Below are 17,371 nucleotides of genomic sequence, written 5' to 3'. Positions count from 1 at the left end.
CCCCGACGGACGCCGCCCTGGCCGCCGACCTCGCGCTGCCGATCGAGGAGCTGGAGCTCACGGTCCGCTCCTACAACTGCCTCAAGCGTGAGGGCATCCACTCCGTGGGTGAGCTCGTCGCCCGCTCCGAGGCCGACCTGCTGGACATCCGCAACTTCGGTGCGAAGTCCATCGACGAGGTCAAGGCGAAGCTGGCCGGCATGGGCCTGGCCCTGAAGGACAGCCCGCCCGGATTCGACCCCACGGCCGCTGCCGACGCCTTCGGCGCCGACGACGACGCGGACGCGGGTTTCGTGGAGACCGAGCAGTACTGATCGGTCGTAGCCGGTGAGCATCCGCTCATCGGGTTCCTGACCCCGGTACCTGACACGGCCGGGGCAGACACACAGGAGAAGAACAATGCCGAAGCCCACCAAGGGTGCCCGTCTGGGCGGCAGCGCCGCGCACGAGAAGCTGCTCCTCGCGAACCTCGCGAAGTCGCTGTTCGAGCACGGCCGTATCACCACCACCGAGGCGAAGGCCCGCCGCCTGCGCCCGTACGCCGAGCGTCTGATCACCAAGGCGAAGAAGGGCGACCTTCACAACCGCCGTCAGGTGCTCCAGGTCATCACGGACAAGGGCGTCGTCCACACGCTCTTCACCGAGATCGGCCCGCGGTACGAGAACCGTCCCGGTGGCTACACCCGCATCACCAAGATCGGTAACCGCCGTGGCGACAACGCGCCCATGGCCGTCATCGAGCTGGTCGAGGCGCTGACGGTGCAGCAGAACGCCGTGGGTGAGGCCGAGGCCGCCACCAAGCGTGCGGTCAAGGAGGCCGAGGAGGCCAAGGCTGCGGAGACCACCGAGGCTCCGGCCGAGGAGGCCGCTGCCGAGGAGTCGAAGGACGCCTGAGGCTCTGCCTGACGCGGGAAGCGGGTCCGCCCTTCGGGGCGGGCCCGCTTTCGTGTCTTTTCACCAGGCACCGCCCTGAGAGGATTTCCGTGTGAGCGATGAAGTACAGCCCGGTTACGTCCGTGTCCGCCTCGACATCTCCTACGACGGCGGCGACTTCCACGGCTGGGCCAAGCAGGCCGGCGGCAGGCGGACCGTGCAGGGTGAGATCGAGGACGCCCTGCGGACGGTGACGCGGTCACGGGAGACGTACGAGCTGACCGTCGCCGGGCGGACCGACGCCGGGGTGCACGCGCGCGGGCAGGTGGCGCACGTGGACCTGCCCGAGGGGGTCTGGCGGGAGCACAACCAGAAGCTGCTCAAGCGGCTCGCCGGGCGGCTGCCGAGGGACGTGCGGGTGTGGGCGCTCCGGCCGGCGCCGAGCGGCTTCAACGCCCGTTTCTCCGCCGTCTGGCGCCGGTATGCCTACCGGGTCACCGACAACCCCGGGGGAGTGGACCCCCTGCTGCGGGGCCACGTCCTGTGGCACGACTGGCCGCTCGACGTGGCCGCGATGAACGAGGCCGCGCAGGCGCTGCTCGGTGAGCACGACTTCGCGGCGTACTGCAAGAAGAGGGAAGGGGCGACCACGATTCGCACCCTCCAGGAGCTGAGCCTCGAAAAGGGCGCCGACGGGATCATCACCGCCACCGTGCGCGCCGACGCGTTCTGCCACAACATGGTGCGCTCGCTGATCGGCGCGCTGCTGTTCGTCGGGGACGGGCACCGCGGGCCGGAGTGGCCCGGGAAGGTGCTGGCCGCGGGGGTGCGGGACTCCGCCGTGCATGTCGTACGACCGCACGGGCTGACCCTGGAGGAGGTGGGCTACCCCGCCGACGAGCTGCTGGCCGCGCGCAGCAGGGAGGCGCGGAACAAGCGCTCGCTTCCGTCGGCGGGGTGCTGCTGAGCCTGGGGCCTGCCCCGCGGATCCAGTCGCGGACGCGGGGGCATCGTCGCTTTCGGCCTGATCCGCCGGACGGGCCCTACCGGTTCGCCGCCGCGGACGCCTGGGCCTGGCCGCGGCGGTAGATCTGGTCGAAGACGAACTGCTGCAGGTCGTTGCCGACGGAGAAGACCTGCGTGTCCGACTTGGCGACGTTCTTGCCGTCGAGGAAGCCGACGGTCGTGAAGTAGGCGTAGCGGCCGACGGCGTTCGTCGTCGTCAGGCAGACCGCGGCGTTGCAGAAGTTCTTGACGCCCTTGCCGGGCAGGGAGCGCACCATGGCGTTCTTCTTGGCCTGCTTCTTGACCTGCTCGGCGTGCGCCTGGTCGGCGAAGACGGCGACGCCGACGGTGCCCGCGACGCCGCCCTTGCTGTAGGTCACGCGGATCAGGCGGGTGCAGCCGTTGGCGGTGAGGATCTTCGGCAGGTTGGCGCCGGCGGCGGAGGCGCAGTTGGTGGTGTCGGCCGTGGCGCCCTTCTTGTACACCGTGTCGCCCATGGTCAGCTGGGTGCCGGGGAAGAGCGTGCCGGCGCTGAGCGGGGCGGTGTCCTTCTTGGCGGTGGCGATGAAGTCCTTCGGGTCCAGCGGCGGCGGGGCGCTGGTGGGCGCGAAGGACGGCGTGGCCGAGCCGCTGGGCAGGGAGGCGCTGGCGGGCAGGTTGCTGGGGCCGGCCTGCGGTCCGTCGCCGCCGTTCGCGGAGACGACGGCCATGGCGACCGCGGTGCCTATCGCGAGGGTGGCGACCGCGCCGCCGCCTATGAACAGCAGCTTGCGGCGCTTGTTGCGGCTCTCCGAGGCCTCGGCGAGTGCCGCCCAGTCCGGGGTTCCGTCGTCACCGCCGTTGCTCCAGGGCTGCTGGGAATTCGGTTTCCAGGGATCCCACTGAGACTGGGGTCCCCCCTGCCCGTAACTCATGGGGCGCATCTTAGACGGGGTACGCAAGGTGCCGGGCCCGGTGCGACGGCATGCCGTGTTTGTCCGCCGACATGAGGGGGAAGGGCCTCGTTTTGACCCATCCGGGGCCCTGCAGGTAACCTGCTTCTTCGTTGTGTATTGGCTTGCTCATTCTCACGGGACGGGCCCTTACACCGGTCCACCGGGCCGATGACCAGCGACCAGCACGCGGTTTGCGTCACCGCGGTGCGGTCAAGGCTGTCGTGATCGTTTCGGTGACCTGTTCAGGACCATTCACTCGAAGCGAAGGCTACGAACCGTGCGTACGTACAGCCCCAAGCCCGGCGATGTGACGCGCCAGTGGCACGTCATCGACGCTCAGGACGTTGTCCTGGGCCGTCTCGCCACCACCGCAGCGACCCTCCTCCGGGGCAAGCACAAGCCGATCTACGCGCCGCACGTCGACGCTGGTGACTTCGTCATCATCATCAACGCCGACAAGGTGCACCTGTCCGGCAACAAGCGGACCCAGAAGATGGCCTACCGCCACTCCGGCTACCCGGGCGGTCTGCGCTCCGTCCGCTACGACGAGCTGCTGGACAAGAACCCGGAGAAGGCCATCGAGAAGGCCGTCAAGGGCATGCTCCCCAAGAACTCCCTGGGCCGTCAGATGCTCTCGAAGCTGAAGGTCTACAAGGGTGACCAGCACCCGCACGCTGCCCAGCAGCCGGTGCCGTTCGAGATCACCCAGGTCGCGCAGTAAGTCCGGCCACCCCCTAAGACTGAAGAGAATCTGAGGAGAATCGTGGCCGAGACCACTGCCGAGCAGCCGCTCGAAGAGCTTGACATCGACAGCTACACCACCGAGTCCGAGGTTCCGGTGGAGGGTGAGTACACCTCCGAGTCCCTCGCCTCGCGCTTCGGTGAGCCCCAGCCCGCCGCGGGCCTGGGCCGCCGCAAGAACGCCATCGCCCGCGTCCGGATCATCCCGGGCACCGGCAAGTGGAAGATCAACGGTCGCACCCTCGAGGACTACTTCCCGAACAAGGTGCACCAGCAGGAAGTCAACGAGCCCTTCAAGGTGCTCGAACTGGACGGCCGTTACGACGTCGTCGCCCGCATCGCCGGCGGCGGTGTCTCCGGCCAGGCCGGTGCGCTGCGCCTCGGTGTCGCCCGCGCCCTGAACGAGGCGGACGTCGACAACAACCGCGGCCCGCTGAAGAAGGCCGGCTTCCTCAAGCGCGACGACCGTGCGGTCGAGCGCAAGAAGGCCGGTCTCAAGAAGGCCCGCAAGGCTCCGCAGTACAGCAAGCGCTAACCAGCAGCTGCCTGCTCGTACTCCGAACGCCCCGGCGGCACGCCACATGTGCCGTCGGGGCGTTCGTTTATCCCGGCCAAGGGCGTATAACGACACAAGACGTTCTAAGGCTGGTGTGATCGGATGACCCGGCGTCTGCCACCATGCATGGCAGCAAGGACGCTTCCTCAGGAGGACAAGTGGGACGACTCTTCGGCACGGACGGCGTGCGCGGTGTCGCCAACGCGGACCTGACCGCCGAGATGGCGCTCGGCCTGTCCGTAGCGGCGGCGCACGTGCTGGCCGAGGCGGGCACCTTCGCGGGCCACAAGCCGACGGCGGTGGTCGGACGGGATCCGCGCGCGTCCGGGGAGTTCCTGGAGGCCGCCGTGGTCGCCGGTCTGGCGAGCGCGGGCGTCGACGTCCTGCTGGTCGGCGTGCTGCCGACGCCCGCGGTGGCGTTTCTCACCGGTGCGCTCGGCGCCGACCTCGGCGTGATGCTCTCCGCCAGCCACAACGCCATGCCGGACAACGGCGTCAAGTTCTTCGCCCGCGGCGGTCACAAACTCGCCGACGAGCTGGAGGACCGGATCGAGGCGGTCTACGAGTCGCACCGGCACGGCGAGCCGTGGGAGCGGCCGACCGGCGCCGGGGTCGGACGGGTGCGCTCGTACGACGAGGGTTTCGAGCAGTACGTCGGCCATCTGCTGTCGGTGCTGCCCAACCGGCTCGACGGCCTGAAGATCGTCCTGGACGAAGCGCACGGCGCGGCCTCGGGGGTCTCGCCGGAGGCGTTCTCCCGGGCGGGTGCCGAGATCGTCACGATCGGTGCGGAGCCGGACGGGCTCAACATCAACGACGGCTGCGGCTCGACCCACCTCGGCAGGCTGAAGGCCGCGGTGCTGGAGCACCGGGCGGACTTCGGTATCGCGCACGACGGTGACGCGGACCGGTGCCTGGCCGTGGACCACACCGGCGAGGAGGTCGACGGCGACCAGATCCTCTCCGTGCTGGCGCTGGCGATGCGGGAGCACTCCGCGCTGCGATCCGACACGGTGGTCGCCACGGTGATGTCCAACCTGGGCTTCAAGCTCGCGATGGAGAAGGCCGGGATCCGGCTCGTGCAGACGGCCGTGGGCGACCGCTATGTGCTGGAGGAGATGAAGGAGCACGGCTACGCCCTCGGGGGCGAGCAGTCCGGGCACGTGATCATCCTCGACCACGCGACGACCGGCGACGGCACGCTGACCGGGCTGCTGCTGGCGGCGCGGGTCGCCGAGACCGGGCGCAGCCTGCGCGAGCTGGCCGCCGTGATGGAGCGGTTGCCGCAGGTGCTGATCAATGTGCCGGACGTGGACAAGTCGCGGGTGCGGACCTCCGCGGACCTGGCCGCCGCGGTGGCCGAGGCCGAGCGGGAACTCGGCGAGACCGGGCGGGTGTTGCTGCGCCCGTCGGGTACCGAGCCGCTGGTGCGGGTGATGGTCGAGGCGGCCGACATCGACCAGGCGCGGTCGGTGGCCGGGCGGCTGGCCGACGCGGTGAAGTCGGCCCTGGGGTGATCCCGCAGGCGTAGCAAAAAGTGCACGATCTATCACGGACTGTTTCTCTGACGTCGAGGCCGCCGAGAGCGGCGTCCCCCTCGACGAAAGAGAAACCAGCATGAAGATCGTGAGCAGCACTCTGAAGCGAGCGGTCGGTCCGGCCGTGGTGGCGGGTCTTCTCGTCGCCTCGGCCGCCACGCCGGCCGCCGCCCAGGCACCGGGCTCCACGGCGTTCCGCATCTTCGGCGGCCTCGTGGGGCTCCAGGCGCGCGCCGGTGTGGACAACACGGTCACGGCCACCGTCAGCGCCGGCAGCCATCTGATTCTCACCGACACCAAGGGCATCGCGATCGGCCCGGGCTGCACCCGGGTGGACGCCGACCCCAACAGCGCCGACTGCGGCCCCGTGGCCACGGTGTCCCGGCTCGCCATCGCGCTGGGCGACGGGAACGACTCCTTCGACGGTTCCGCGGTCCACGTCAACACCACGGTCGACGCCGGTACGGGCACCGACACCGTGACCACCAACGGCGGCAATGACACGATCGGCGTCCAGGACAACGCCGGTGGGGACACGGTGAACTGCGGCGACGGCACCGACACGGTGTTCGCCGACCCCGGGGACACCGTCAACGGGAACTGCGAAAGGCGGTTCTAGAAGCCGCCAGCCTTCACCGTACGCTCGCGCTGTCTGGCCCACAGCCACTTCTGGGCCAGCAGCGTCAGGGTGCCGGCCAGGACCGCGACGACGAGGAGAGCCCCAACCGCCTCAGGCCGCCGATGAGTTCGTCGCCGGCCTCCCGGGCCACGTCGGCGGCATGGCGCCCATGCAACAGGCCGGGCTACAGCTTGCGCAGCCGCAGCCGCTGCACCTTGTGGTCCGGGCCCTTGCGGATGACGAGGGTGGCGCGTCCCCGGGTGGGGGCGATGTTCTCGACCAGGTTGGGCTTGTTGATCGTCCGCCACAGGGTGCGCGCGTAGTCGAGGGCCTCCTCCTCGGAGACCTGGGTGTACTTGCGGAAGTACGAGTTCGGGTTCTGGAAGGCGGTCTGGCGCAGCTTCCTGAAGCGGTTGAGGTACCAGCGCTCGATGTCCTCGGCGCCGGCGTCGACGTACACGCTGAAGTCGAAGTAGTCGGCGAGACCGACCCGGGTGCGGCCGTCCTTGCCGGGGAGGGCGGGCTGCAGGACGTTCAGGCCCTCGACGATCAGGATGTCGGGCCGGCGGACCGTGAGCCGCTGGCCCGGGACGATGTCGTAGATGAGGTGGGAGTAGACGGGGGCCGTGACCTCGTCCTTGCCCGCCTTGATGTCGGCGACGAACCGGGTGAGGGCCCGGCGGTCGTAGGACTCGGGGAATCCCTTCCGCGACATCAGGCCGCGGGCCTGGAGCTCCTTGGTGGGCAGCAGGAAGCCGTCGGTGGTGACCAGCTCGACGCGCGGGTGCTCGGGCCAGCGGGACAGGAGGGCCTGCAGGAGCCGGGAGACGGTGGACTTGCCGCAGGCCACGGAGCCGGCGACGCCTATGACGAAGGGGGTGCCGGACTGGGAACCCTGCTCCCCGAGGAAGGTGTTCAGGGCGCCTCGGAGTCCGTCGGTGGCACCCACGTACAGATTGAGGAGCCGGGACAGCGGGAGGTAGATGTCCCGCACCTCGTCCAGGTCGATCACATCGCCCAGACCGCGCAGCTTCTCCACCTCCTCGGCGGTGAGCGGCAGCGGCGTCTTGTCGCGCAGCGCGCTCCACTCGGCGCGGGTGAGGTCGACGTAGGGAGTCGCCTCCGGCCTGTGCCGGTGGGCGCTCCGGGGCATCGGGGAGACCGGTGAGATCACAGTCCATTGTTAACGGAGTTTGAACGGGACGGTGGGTGGGGTCCGTCACGCCCGTGGCCCGACGAGCGGTTCGTATGGCTGCGGGAATTTCCGAATCCGGGCAGACGGAAGCGGTTTCTGGCGCCGGACGGGCCGTAGGCTGCGGCTCATGTGCGGAATCGTGGGATACGTAGGGTCACAGTCAGCGCTCGACGTCGTGATGGCCGGGCTGAAGCGGCTGGAGTACCGGGGGTACGACTCGGCCGGTGTCGCCGTGCTGGCGGACGGCGGACTGGCCGCGGCGAAGAAGGCGGGGAAGCTGGTCAACCTGGAGAAGGAGCTGGTCGAACGGCCGCTGCCGACGGGCGCGACGGGCATCGGGCACACGCGCTGGGCCACGCACGGCGGCCCCACGGACGCCAACGCCCATCCGCATCTGGACAACGCGGGCCGGGTCGCCGTCGTCCACAACGGGATCATCGAGAACTTCGCGGTGCTGCGGGCCGAGTTGGCCGAGCGCGGCCACGAGCTGAACTCCGAGACGGACACCGAGGTGGTCGCCCACCTGCTGGCCGAGGAGTTCTCCTCCTGCGCCGACCTCGCGGAGGCCATGCGGCTGGTGTGTCGGCGGCTGGAGGGCGCGTTCACGCTGGTCGCGGTGCACGCCGACGACCCGGACGTGGTCGTGGGCGCGCGGCGGAACTCCCCGCTGGTGGTGGGCGTTGGAGAGGGTGAGGCGTTCCTGGCCTCCGACGTCGCCGCGTTCATCGCCCACACGCGCTCGGCGGTCGAGCTGGGCCAGGACCAGGTGGTGGAGCTGCGCCGCGACGGCGTCACGGTCACGGGCTTCGACGGCCGCCCGGCCGAGGTCCGCTCCTACCACGTGGACTGGGACGCCTCCGCCGCGGAAAAGGGGGGTTATGACTACTTCATGCTCAAGGAGATCGCCGAGCAGCCCAAGGCGGTCGCCGATACGCTGCTCGGCCGGATCGACCCGTCGGGTTCGCTGACGCTGGACGAGGTCCGTATCTCGCCCTCAGAGCTGCGCGAGATCGACAAGGTCGTCATCGTCGCCTGCGGTACGGCCTTCCACGCCGGTCTGATCGCCAAGTACGCCATCGAGCACTGGACGCGGATCCCGTGCGAGGTGGAGCTGGCCAGCGAGTTCCGCTACCGGGACCCGATCCTGGACGGCCGCTCCCTGGTCATCGCCATCTCCCAGTCCGGCGAGACCATGGACACCCTGATGGCCCTGCGGCACGCCCGCGAGCAGGGCTCCAAGGTGCTGGCGATCTGCAACACCAACGGCTCGACGATCCCGCGCGAGTCGGACGCGGTGCTGTACACGCACGCGGGTCCGGAGGTCGCGGTCGCCTCCACGAAGGCGTTCCTGACCCAGCTGGTGGCCTGCTACCTGGTCGCCCTGTACCTGGGCCAGGTGCGCGGCACCAAGTGGGGCGACGAGGTCCAGGCGGTGATCAGGGACCTCTCCGGGATCTCGGAGGACGTCGAGCGGGTCCTGGGGACCATGGAGCCGGTGCGGGCGCTCGCCCGGACCCTGGCGCAGAAGAGCACGGTCCTGTTCCTCGGCCGGCACGTGGGCTACCCGGTGGCCCTCGAAGGCGCCCTCAAGCTCAAGGAACTGGCCTACATGCACGCCGAGGGCTTCGCGGCGGGCGAGCTGAAGCACGGCCCGATCGCGCTGATCGAGGAGGACCTGCCGGTGGTCGTGGTGGTCCCCTCCCCGCGTGGCCGCTCGGTCCTGCACGACAAGATCGTCTCCAACATCCAGGAGATCCGGGCCCGCGGGGCGCGCACGATCGTGATCGCGGAGGAGGGCGACGAGGCGGTGGTCCCCTACGCCGACCACCTGATCCGCATCCCGGCCACCCCGACCCTGCTGCAGCCCCTGGTCGCCACGGTCCCCCTGCAGGTCTTCGCGTGCGAGCTGGCCGCCGCCCGCGGCAACGAGGTGGACCAGCCGCGCAATCTGGCGAAGTCGGTGACGGTGGAGTAGGCCCGAGGCTCGGTGCACCGATGGCTCAGTGCACCGACAGGCCGCCGTCCACGAAGATCGACTGGCCGGTGACGTAGGCGGAGGCGCGGCCGGCGAGGAAGACGGCCGCGCCTTCGAAGTCCTCGGCGAGACCGTTGCGGCCGGTCATCGTGCGCGCGGCCAGCTCCGCCACCTTCTGCGGGTCGGAGGACAACCGCCGGTTCAGCGGTGTCATCACGAACCCCGGCACCAGGGTGTTGACGGTGACGCCGTACGGCGACCAGGCCTCGGCCTGCGAGCGGGCCAGCGACTCCAGCGCGCCCTTCGAGACGCCGTACGCCCCGCTCTGCACGAAGGCGCGGTGGGCCTGCTGGGAGGTGACGTGGATGATCCGGCCGAAGCCCCGCTCCGCCATGCCGGGCCCGAACCGCTGCCCCAGCAGGAAGGGCGCCTCCAGGTTCACGGCCATGGTGGCGTCCCACACGTCCTCGCCCAGCTCGCTCATGGGCGGCCGCAGGTTGATCCCGGCCGAGTTGACGAGGATGTCGGGCTCGCCGAAGGCACCGGCCGCCTCCTCGGCCGCCGCGCGCACGCCGTCCCGGGTGCCCAGATCGGCCGCGACCCAGGCCGCCCGGCAGCCGCCGGCCGTCAACTCGTCTGTGGTGGCCCGCAGTCGTTCCTCGCCGCGGGCCACGACCACCACGCTCGCGCCGGCCCGGGCCAGCGCCCCGGTGATGGCCCGGCCGATGCCGGAACTGCCCCCGGTCACGACGGCGACACGGCCGTCCAGCGAGAACAGGTCGGAAAGATAGTTCTGGGACGTCATGCACGGAGGGTAGACGGGTCCGTCCGCCGGTGTGCTCGTAGGGTTCTCGGCATGAGCATCATCGGAGTGGGGATCGACGTCGCCGAGATCGACCGGTTCCGTGCCTCGCTGGAGCGGACCCCTGGCCTGGCCGACCGGCTGTTCGTGGAGCGGGAGTTGCTGCTGCCCAGCGGGGAGCGGCGCGGGATCGCCTCGCTCGCGGTCCGGTTCGCCGCCAAGGAGGCGCTGGCGAAGGCGCTCGGCGCGCCGCCCGGGCTGCACTGGACCGATGCCGAGGTGTACGTCGAGGACAGCGGGCAGCCCCGGCTGCGGGTGACGGGGACCGTGGCGGCGCGGGCCGCGGAACTGGGCGTGCGGTCCTGGCATGTGTCGCTCAGCCATGACGCGGGGGTCGCCTCGGCGGTGGTGATCGCCGAGGGCTAGGGGCTGTCGTCACATTCCCGTCGTTGCCCGAAGGGCGGCCTGGCGGCGTCAGGTGCGTGCTCTCGGCGTGCCGGGCGTGGACCCGCGTACTGGACGTACTCGGGTCCGCGCCCGGTGCGGCGAGAGTGCGTGCATGGCGCCGCCAGGCAGACGGGAATTTGACGACAGCCCCTAGGCGCCCCGGGTGTGGGCGGCCGTGGTTCCGGGGCAGACTCGGTGCCATGCGTACTGCGTACAGCGTGGAGACGGTAAGGGCGGCCGAGCGCGCACTGATGGCGCGGCTGCCGGAGGGTGCGCTGATGCAGCGGGCCGCCGCGGGGCTGGCCGCCGCCTGCGCCGAGTTGCTCGGGCGGGTGTACGGCAGCCGGGTGGTGCTGCTCGTGGGCAGCGGCGACAACGGCGGGGACGCCTTGTACGCGGGGGCCCGGCTGGCCCGGCGGGGAGCCGGGGTGACGGCCGTACTGCTCTCGCCCGAACGGGCGCACGCCGGGGGGCTCACCGCTCTGCGCCGGGCCGGGGGAACCGTCGCCGCGTCCGGTGCCGCCGACGAACTGATCGAGCGGGCGGACCTGGTCGTCGACGGGATCGTGGGCATCGGCGGCAAGGGCGGGTTGCGGCCCGACGCCGAGAAGCTCGCGCGACGGGTGGAGCGGTCCCGGGCCGCCGTGGTGGCCGTGGACCTGCCCAGCGGGGTCGAGGCCGACACCGGGGAAGTGCGGGGGGCCGCGATCCGGGCCGACCTCACCGTCACCTTCGGCACCTGCAAACCCGGACTGCTGATCGATCCGGCGCGGCAGTACGCCGGGGTCGTACGGCTCGTCGACATCGGGCTGGAACTGCCGGGCGAGGCCGAGCTGGAGGCCCTGCAGCACGCCGAGGTGGCGCGGCTGCTGCCGGTGCCCGGCGCGGAGAGCGACAAGTACCGGCGGGGAGTCGTGGGCATCGCCGCCGGGTCCGCGCGGTATCCGGGGGCCGCCGTGCTCGCCGTGTCCGGGGCGCTGCGGGGCGGGGCGGGCGCCGTACGGTACGTCGGGCCCGCGGGCGACGCGGTCATCGCGCGCTTCCCGGAGACCCTCGTGTCCGACACCGGGCCGGCCAGGGCCGGGCGGGTACAGGCCTGGGTGGTCGGACCCGGGGCGGGCGACGACGCGGCGACCGTGGCCGAGGTGCTGCGCGCGGACGTGCCGGTGCTGGTCGACGCGGACGGGCTGCGGCTGGCCGAGCGGGACGCGGTGCGCGGGCGTAGGGCGCCGACCCTGATGACCCCGCACGCGGGAGAGGCCGCCGCGCTGCTGGGGGTGCGGCGGGAGGAGGTCGAGGGGGCCCGGCTGGCCGCGGTGCGCGAGCTGGCGGCGGTGTACCGGGCGACCGTGCTGCTGAAGGGCTCGACGACACTGGTGGCGGACTCGGCGGGCGGGGCCGTGCGGGTGAACGCCACGGGGACCTCGTGGCTGGCCACGGCGGGCAGTGGTGACGTCTTGTCAGGCCTTGCCGGGTCGCTGCTGGCGGCGGGGCTGCCGGCGCTGGACGCGGGGAGCGCGGCGGCGTATCTGCACGGGCTGGCCGGCCGGTTCGCCTCGGACGGGGCACCGGTGGGGGCGCATGACGTCGCCGCGTGGATCCCGGAGGCGTGGCGGGACGTCCGGGACTGATCCGGGCGTGGCCGCCCGGGGCCGCGGTGTGCCCTCACCCCTTCAAGTACGCCAGCACCGCCAGCACCCGCCGGTTGGAGTCCGGTGACTGCTCCAGCCGCAGCTTGGCGAAGACGGACGCGATGTGTTTGGCCACCGCGCTCTCGCTGATGTGCAGGGCGTGGGCGATGGCCGTGTTGGAGTGGCCCTCGGCCATACGGGCGAGGACCTCGTGCTCACGGGGCGTCAGGTCGTCGATGCGGCCCCGTTTCCCGCTGCGCGTCAGGAGCTTGGCGATGACCTGCGGGTCCATCACCGTGCCGCCGGAGGCGACGGTGCGCAGGGCGTCGAGGAACTGGGCGGTGTGGGTGACCCGGTCCTTGAGGAGATAGCCGACCGCGCCCTCGCCGGAGGCGAGGAGTTCGTGGGCGTAGAGCTGGTCGACGTACTGGGAGAGGATCAGGACCGGAAGGCCTGGACGGGCGCGGCGCGCCGCCAGCGCCGCTTTGAGGCCCTCGTCCGTGTGCGTCGGGGGAAGGCGGATGTCGATCACCGCCACGTCGAGTTCCGTGTCGGTCAGCGCCCTGGCCAGCGCGGGCCCGTTGTCGACGGAGGCGACGACCTCGCAGCCGTGTTCGCGCAGCGTGCGGGTCAGCCCGTCGCGGAGGAGGAAGAGGTCTTCGGCGAGGACGACGCGCACGGGATCTCCAGGGATGCGGTGGTCGGTCCGCCCGGCGGGCTGTGCAGGGCGAGCGTGCCGTCGAAGGTATCCAAACGGCGCCGGACACCGAGCAGTCCGGTGCCGGCGGCCGGGTCGGCGCCGCCGTGGCCGTTGTCCGTGACCGTGATGCGCAGACCCGTGCCGTCGTGGGCCAGGACGATGTCCGCCCTCGTCGCCCCGGCGTGCTTCGCCGCGTTGGTGAGGAGCTCCGACACCGCGAAGTAGGCCGCCGACGCGACGGGGGCCGGCAGCCGCGGCGGGAGCGGGCTCGCGGTCACCTCGACGTCCAGGTGGCTGTCCAGGGCCAGGGAGCGCACGGCGTCGGTGAGGCCCCGGTCGGCGAGGACCGGCGGATGGATGCCGTGGACCAGGTCGCGCAGGTCCTGGAGCGCCCGTTCGGCGGTGACCCGGACGTCCAGGAGCAGGGCGCGGGCGGTGTCCGGGGCGGTGTCGAGCAGCCCGGTCGCCCGGTCCAGGGTGAGGCCGAGGGCCACCAGCCGGGCCTGTGCGCCGTCGTGCAGATCCCGTTCGATACGGGTGAGCTCGGCCGCGTGCGCGTCCAGGGCGCTGGCCCGGCTGTCGGTCAGCCGGGCCACCCTGCGGGCCAGCCGGGTGCTGAGGGGGGCCGCGAGCAGCCGGTGGCCGAGGCGGGCGTGCAGAGCCAGCACGGGAGCGGCCAGGCGCAGGCCCGCCGCCATGAAGGCGAGGCCGAGCAGCAGCGCCGCCAGCATCGTCGGCGTGGAGGTGACCGGCACGAAGGCGTACCAGTTGCCGTCGCCGAGCAGGCGCCAGACGAACGGCTGGACCAGGGCGCCGAACGCCCCGTAGGCGAACAGCGCCGAGGGTACCGACGCGAGCGGGCCGCCCGTCAGCGGCTCCAGCCACGCCCAGCGCAGCTCGCGCCAGAAGCCGGCGTCGCCGAGGATCGCGGCGCCGGTGCGGTGCGCCGACGCAGCGCGGGGGAGGGGCTCGGGCGGGCCGAGGGGGCGGCCGAGCCGGTGGGCGGCGTGCGTGCGGTACCGGTCGCCCACGCGCCGCAGGAGCGCCGCGGCGGGCGGCAGCAGCCGGAAGCCGAGCCCGAGGGGCAGCAGGAGCAGGGCGAGGCCGGCCAGGGATCCGGCCCCGAGGACCAGGAAGCCCGAGAGCCCCACCGTCTGGCACCGGCCGAGCGCGACCCAGTCGGCCCCCGTGACACGCCGCGCCACACAGCCCCCCGTCGTCACACCGCGTCCGGTCCCGCGTTCCCGCCCACTCCGGTCGCCGGGATCGTAACCCCGCGTCCCCGCCCGGCCCATGCTCCCGCGACCACCGCGCACGCCAGCCCGAACAGCACCATCGGCAGGGCCGCTCCCGTCTCCTCGTCCATGAACAGCAGCATCCCCAGGTTGACCAGGGTGTGGAAACCGCCCGCGAGGAGCAGCCGGACCCGGCCGCCCGTCTGCTCCAGGGCCAGGCCCAGCACGACCGACATCGCGATCGTGGCCAGCAGGAAGCCGGCCGTGTACGCCGGGGCCTGGGCCAGCACCTGGACGTGCCACAGACCCCATACCGCCCCGACCGCCACCGAAGCGGTGAGCGGCCGGAACCGGGTGCGCAGCAGCGGCTGCAGGAAGCAGCGCCAGCCGATCTCCTCGCCGCACGCGCCGGCCAGTTGGGCCACTGCGATGAGCGGGAACGGGTGGTGCAGGCTGCGTGGGTCGGTGAGGTGGGGGGAGCCGCTGAGCAGGGCGTACGGGCCTGCCGACAGCGCGATGATGAGGAACGGGGTGGCGAGCAGGGGCCACCGGGAGTCGCTGCGGGCTCCCGTCCCGCCGAGCAGCCCGCGTGTCCGGGCAGGCCACAGCAGTGCCGCTGTCGCCACGCCCAACGCCGGGCCGAACTGGGTGAGCTGGACCACCTCGCCCGGAACCCCGGTCGCCGGTTGTACGGCCCCCAGCGCGCCCGCCGCCAGGAAGGCCACCGTCAGATAGACCCCGGCCGGGGCCGCCCAGCGCCCGCCCGGCCGTGTCGTCGGTCTCGTCCGTGTTGTCCGCATGGCCTCGACGATGCCCGGCACGCGGCCCGCGCGGACTGCACCTGGATACCGAACCGGGTGTACCCAGGTGCACTCCTCGGGTGACTCCGCCGCGCGGCGTCACCGATCCGCGAGGGCACCACGTTTGGCTGATCGCATGATCAGCAGACGAATCCGGTCCCGAGGTGCCGCCGTGCTGCTCGCCACCGCGGCCGCCCTCACGACCGCACCCCGCGCGGCCGGAGCCCCCGTACCCCCCGCCCCCGCCCCGGCTCCGGCCCCCGCCCTCGAACTGGTCCCCGGAATCGCCCCCGGGCCCGCCCAGCCCTGGCAGATCGACACGCCCGACCAGGCGCTGCCGCCGACGGTGTACACGCCGACCGCGGCCGAGGACGCCGTCGAGCCCAAGGCCGCGGCGCCGGGGACGTACGACCTCATCGAGTACGTGCCGCTCGCCGACGCCGTCGGCAAGGTGACGTGCAGCAAGCAGGCCGGCCCCTACCAGAAGCAGGTGGAGCGGTGGCTGAAGCGGAAGGCGGACGGGAAGCAGTCCGCCGCCGACTGCAGGGCCATCCGCGCCTTCCAGGCCAAGCACGGGATCAAGCCGGCCATCGGGTTCGCCGGGCCCGTCACCTGGTCGACGATGATGCTCCTCTCGGCGAAGAAGAACCCCAACGCCGCCAAGAAGTGCCCCGTCCGGTCGTACAAGGTCGCCTGCGTCGATCTGGACCGGCAGCTCACCTGGGTGCAGAAGGGCTCCAAGGTGGTGTTCGGGCCGGTGCCGATGCGCAGCGGACGCAAGGGCCACATCACCCGCAAGGGCTGGCACACCGTCTACTGGCGGCACAAGAACCACGTGTCGACGCTGTACCACGAGCCCATGCCGTACGCCCAGTTCTTCGACGGCGGCGAGGCCTTCCACGCCGTCTACGGCAGCATCTACACCACCGTCGGCTCCTGGGGCTGCGTCAACCTGAAGCTCGGTGACGCGCGCAAGCTGTGGGGCGTGCTGAAGAAGGGGGACCACGTCTACGTATGGGGGCGGCGGCCGGGTACCTGACACTGCACGGCGGGGCCCGTACGGCCCTCTGAGAGACTGGGGGCGCGATGAGTGAGACTGCGACTGTGCCGACCGCCCCCCTGCGCGCCCGCGCCGAGATCGACCTGGGCGCCCTGCGGGCCAATGTGCGCGCCCTGCGTGCCCGGGCGAAGGGCGCGGCCCTGATGGCCGTCGTCAAGTCCGACGGCTACGGCCACGGGGCGGTGCCGTGTGCCCGCGCGGCCCTCGCGGCGGGCGCGACCTGGCTGGGTACGGCCACGCCCGAGGAGGCCCTCGCGCTGCGCGCGGCCGGGCTGCCGGGCCGGATCCTGTGCTGGCTGTGGGTGCCGGGCGGCCCCTGGCGGCAGGCGGTCGAGGCCGGCATCGACGTGTCCCTGAGCGGGATGTGGGCGCTGCGGGAGGTGGTGGCGGCGGCCCGCGAGGCCGGACGCACCGCCCGCGTGCAGCTCAAGGCCGACACCGGGCTCGGCCGCAACGGCTGCCAGCCCGGCGCGGACTGGGCCGAGCTGGTCGGCGAGGCGCTGCGCGCCGAGGCCGAGGGGCTGGTGAAGGTCACCGGCCTGTGGTCGCACTTCGCCTGCGCCGACGAGCCCGGGCATCCGTCCATCGCCGCCCAACTGGACCGCTTCCGGGAGATGCTGGCGTACGCCGAGGGGCAGGGCGTGCGGCCCGAGGTGCGGCACATCGCCAACTCGCCCGCCACGCTCACCCTCCCGGAGACCCACTTCGACCTGGTCCGCACGGGCATCGCCCTGTACGGCATCTCGCCCAGCCCCGAGCTGGGCACCCCCGCGGACTTCGGGCTGCGCCCGGTCATGACGCTCAGCGCCTCGCTGGCCCTGGTCAAGCACGTGCCCGGCGGGCACGGCATCAGCTACGGCCACCACTACGTCACCCCCGGTGAGACCACCCTCGGCCTGGTGCCGGTGGGCTACGCGGACGGCATCCCGCGGCACGCCTCCGGCACCGGTCCGGTGCTGGTCGACGGCAAGTGGCGGACGATCGCCGGGCGGGTCGCCATGGACCAGTTCGTGGTGGACCTCGGCGGGGACGAGCCGGAGCCGGGCGCGGAGGCGGTCCTCTTCGGGCCCGGCGACCGCGGTGAGCCCACCGCCGAGGACTGGGCGCAGGCCTGCGGCACGATCGCGTACGAAATCGTCACGCGCATCGGAATCCGGGTTCCCCGCGTCTATGTGAACGGGGAAGAACTCGGGTAACCGGTCCCTGAGGGCCCAGTCACTCCGGAAACACCAGGGATCCTGCATCACAGCAGCACCACA

The 17,371-nt window shown here is 72.0% G+C and carries 18 protein-coding genes; 12 read left to right on the top strand and 6 right to left on the bottom strand.

Annotated features, from left to right (window positions below):
- From ABT171_RS02970 to truA, 3 genes are all read left to right on the top strand, one after another.
- Positions 1-314, top strand: a 314-nt coding sequence (locus tag ABT171_RS02970) for a DNA-directed RNA polymerase subunit alpha C-terminal domain-containing protein (RefSeq protein ID WP_308812713.1), incomplete at its 5' end; no start/stop codon positions are given.
- 85 nt (positions 315-399) lie between these two features.
- Positions 400-894: a 50S ribosomal protein L17 gene (gene rplQ / locus ABT171_RS02965; protein WP_351239063.1), complete on the top strand. Its 495-nt coding sequence runs from the start codon at positions 400-402 to the stop codon at positions 892-894.
- Between the two features lie 91 nt (positions 895-985).
- Positions 986-1,840, top strand: a complete 855-nt coding sequence (gene truA, locus ABT171_RS02960; protein WP_351239061.1) for a tRNA pseudouridine(38-40) synthase TruA — start codon at positions 986-988, stop codon at positions 1,838-1,840.
- Between the two features lie 76 nt (positions 1,841-1,916).
- On the opposite strand, the gene ABT171_RS02955 is transcribed toward truA, so the two are convergent.
- Positions 1,917-2,792 (bottom strand): hypothetical protein, encoded by an 876-nt coding sequence (locus ABT171_RS02955; protein WP_351239059.1) that lies wholly within the window; start codon positions 2,790-2,792, stop codon positions 1,917-1,919.
- 298 nt (positions 2,793-3,090) lie between these two features.
- On the opposite strand from ABT171_RS02955, the gene rplM reads away from it, so the two are divergent.
- The 4 genes from rplM (at position 3,091) to ABT171_RS02935 (ending at position 6,267) form a co-directional block, all read left to right on the top strand.
- Entirely contained in the window at positions 3,091-3,534 is a 444-nt protein-coding gene (gene rplM / locus ABT171_RS02950) for a 50S ribosomal protein L13 (protein ID WP_014674395.1), read from the top strand.
- 42 nt (positions 3,535-3,576) lie between these two features.
- Positions 3,577-4,089, top strand: a complete 513-nt coding sequence (gene rpsI / locus ABT171_RS02945) for a 30S ribosomal protein S9 (RefSeq protein WP_351239057.1) — start codon at positions 3,577-3,579, stop codon at positions 4,087-4,089.
- Between the two features lie 179 nt (positions 4,090-4,268).
- Positions 4,269-5,627: a phosphoglucosamine mutase gene (glmM, locus tag ABT171_RS02940; protein WP_351239055.1), complete on the top strand. Its 1,359-nt coding sequence runs from the start codon at positions 4,269-4,271 to the stop codon at positions 5,625-5,627.
- Between the two features lie 109 nt (positions 5,628-5,736).
- A complete protein-coding gene (locus ABT171_RS02935; protein ID WP_351239053.1) occupies positions 5,737-6,267 on the top strand; it encodes a hypothetical protein in 531 nt (176 codons plus the stop codon).
- A gap of 184 nt (positions 6,268-6,451) precedes the next feature.
- On the opposite strand, the gene coaA is transcribed toward ABT171_RS02935, so the two are convergent.
- Positions 6,452-7,420 carry a type I pantothenate kinase gene (gene coaA / locus ABT171_RS02930; RefSeq protein ID WP_351239135.1) on the bottom strand — a complete coding sequence of 323 codons (969 nt, stop codon included), beginning with the start codon at positions 7,418-7,420 and terminating at the stop codon, positions 6,452-6,454.
- A gap of 169 nt (positions 7,421-7,589) precedes the next feature.
- Between coaA and glmS the strand changes: the two genes are divergently transcribed.
- Positions 7,590-9,437, top strand: a complete 1,848-nt coding sequence (glmS, locus tag ABT171_RS02925) for a glutamine--fructose-6-phosphate transaminase (isomerizing) (RefSeq protein ID WP_351239051.1) — start codon at positions 7,590-7,592, stop codon at positions 9,435-9,437.
- Positions 9,438-9,462: 25 nt separating this feature from the next.
- Here the strand turns inward: glmS and ABT171_RS02920 are convergent, their stop codons facing one another.
- Entirely contained in the window at positions 9,463-10,242 is a 780-nt protein-coding gene (locus tag ABT171_RS02920; RefSeq protein ID WP_351239049.1) for an SDR family NAD(P)-dependent oxidoreductase, read from the bottom strand.
- Between the two features lie 51 nt (positions 10,243-10,293).
- On the opposite strand from ABT171_RS02920, the gene ABT171_RS02915 reads away from it, so the two are divergent.
- Both ABT171_RS02915 and ABT171_RS02910 read left to right on the top strand, forming a co-directional pair.
- A complete protein-coding gene (locus ABT171_RS02915; protein WP_351239047.1) occupies positions 10,294-10,665 on the top strand; it encodes a holo-ACP synthase in 372 nt (123 codons plus the stop codon).
- A 221-nt stretch (positions 10,666-10,886) separates the two neighbouring features.
- Positions 10,887-12,317 carry an NAD(P)H-hydrate dehydratase gene (locus tag ABT171_RS02910; protein WP_351239045.1) on the top strand — a complete coding sequence of 477 codons (1,431 nt, stop codon included), beginning with the start codon at positions 10,887-10,889 and terminating at the stop codon, positions 12,315-12,317.
- Between the two features lie 34 nt (positions 12,318-12,351).
- On the opposite strand, the gene ABT171_RS02905 is transcribed toward ABT171_RS02910, so the two are convergent.
- The 3 genes from ABT171_RS02905 to ABT171_RS02895 are packed head-to-tail and all read right to left on the bottom strand — an operon-like array spanning position 12,352 to position 15,052.
- Positions 12,352-12,996, bottom strand: coding sequence for a response regulator transcription factor (locus ABT171_RS02905; protein WP_351239043.1), 645 nt, complete (start codon positions 12,994-12,996; stop codon positions 12,352-12,354).
- Positions 12,948-14,222: a sensor histidine kinase gene (locus tag ABT171_RS02900; RefSeq protein ID WP_351239041.1), complete on the bottom strand. Its 1,275-nt coding sequence runs from the start codon at positions 14,220-14,222 to the stop codon at positions 12,948-12,950. The genes ABT171_RS02905 and ABT171_RS02900 overlap by 49 nt, the downstream gene beginning before the upstream one ends.
- Before the next feature lie 14 nt (positions 14,223-14,236).
- Positions 14,237-15,052, bottom strand: coding sequence for a CPBP family intramembrane glutamic endopeptidase (locus ABT171_RS02895; protein ID WP_351239039.1), 816 nt, complete (start codon positions 15,050-15,052; stop codon positions 14,237-14,239).
- A 136-nt stretch (positions 15,053-15,188) separates the two neighbouring features.
- Here ABT171_RS02895 and ABT171_RS02890 point away from each other — a divergent pair, with 136 nt between their 5' ends.
- The gene (locus tag ABT171_RS02890) at positions 15,189-16,091 is read left to right on the top strand and encodes a L,D-transpeptidase family protein (RefSeq protein WP_351239037.1); all 903 of its coding nucleotides are present in this window, start codon (positions 15,189-15,191) and stop codon (positions 16,089-16,091) included.
- 47 nt (positions 16,092-16,138) lie between these two features.
- A complete protein-coding gene (gene alr, locus ABT171_RS02885) occupies positions 16,139-17,308 on the top strand; it encodes an alanine racemase (RefSeq protein ID WP_351239035.1) in 1,170 nt (389 codons plus the stop codon).
- Positions 17,309-17,371 lie beyond the last annotated feature (63 nt).

It is taken from the genome of Streptomyces sp. NPDC001851, assembly GCF_040297165.1.
In the GTDB taxonomy this organism is placed as follows: domain Bacteria; phylum Actinomycetota; class Actinomycetes; order Streptomycetales; family Streptomycetaceae; genus Streptomyces.
Note: the sequence above shows the minus strand (reverse complement) of the source record. Positions and strands in the feature narration are given on the sequence as shown.

Excerpts from the sequence above, each read along its gene's own strand:
- ABT171_RS02895 (WP_351239039.1), bottom strand. The coding sequence starts at position 15,052 with ATGCGGACAACACGGACGAGACCGACGACACGGCCGGGCGGGCGCTGG.
- ABT171_RS02955 (WP_351239059.1), bottom strand. The coding sequence starts at position 2,792 with ATGAGTTACGGGCAGGGGGGACCCCAGTCTCAGTGGGATCCCTGGAAA.
- coaA (WP_351239135.1), bottom strand. The coding sequence starts at position 7,420 with ATGCCCCGGAGCGCCCACCGGCACAGGCCGGAGGCGACTCCCTACGTC.
- ABT171_RS02915 (WP_351239047.1), top strand. The coding sequence starts at position 10,294 with ATGAGCATCATCGGAGTGGGGATCGACGTCGCCGAGATCGACCGGTTC.
- rplQ (WP_351239063.1), top strand. The coding sequence starts at position 400 with ATGCCGAAGCCCACCAAGGGTGCCCGTCTGGGCGGCAGCGCCGCGCAC.
- ABT171_RS02910 (WP_351239045.1), top strand. The coding sequence starts at position 10,887 with ATGCGTACTGCGTACAGCGTGGAGACGGTAAGGGCGGCCGAGCGCGCA.
- glmS (WP_351239051.1), top strand. The coding sequence starts at position 7,590 with ATGTGCGGAATCGTGGGATACGTAGGGTCACAGTCAGCGCTCGACGTC.
- ABT171_RS02890 (WP_351239037.1), top strand. The coding sequence starts at position 15,189 with ATGATCAGCAGACGAATCCGGTCCCGAGGTGCCGCCGTGCTGCTCGCC.
- alr (WP_351239035.1), top strand. The coding sequence starts at position 16,139 with ATGAGTGAGACTGCGACTGTGCCGACCGCCCCCCTGCGCGCCCGCGCC.
- ABT171_RS02920 (WP_351239049.1), bottom strand. The coding sequence starts at position 10,242 with ATGACGTCCCAGAACTATCTTTCCGACCTGTTCTCGCTGGACGGCCGT.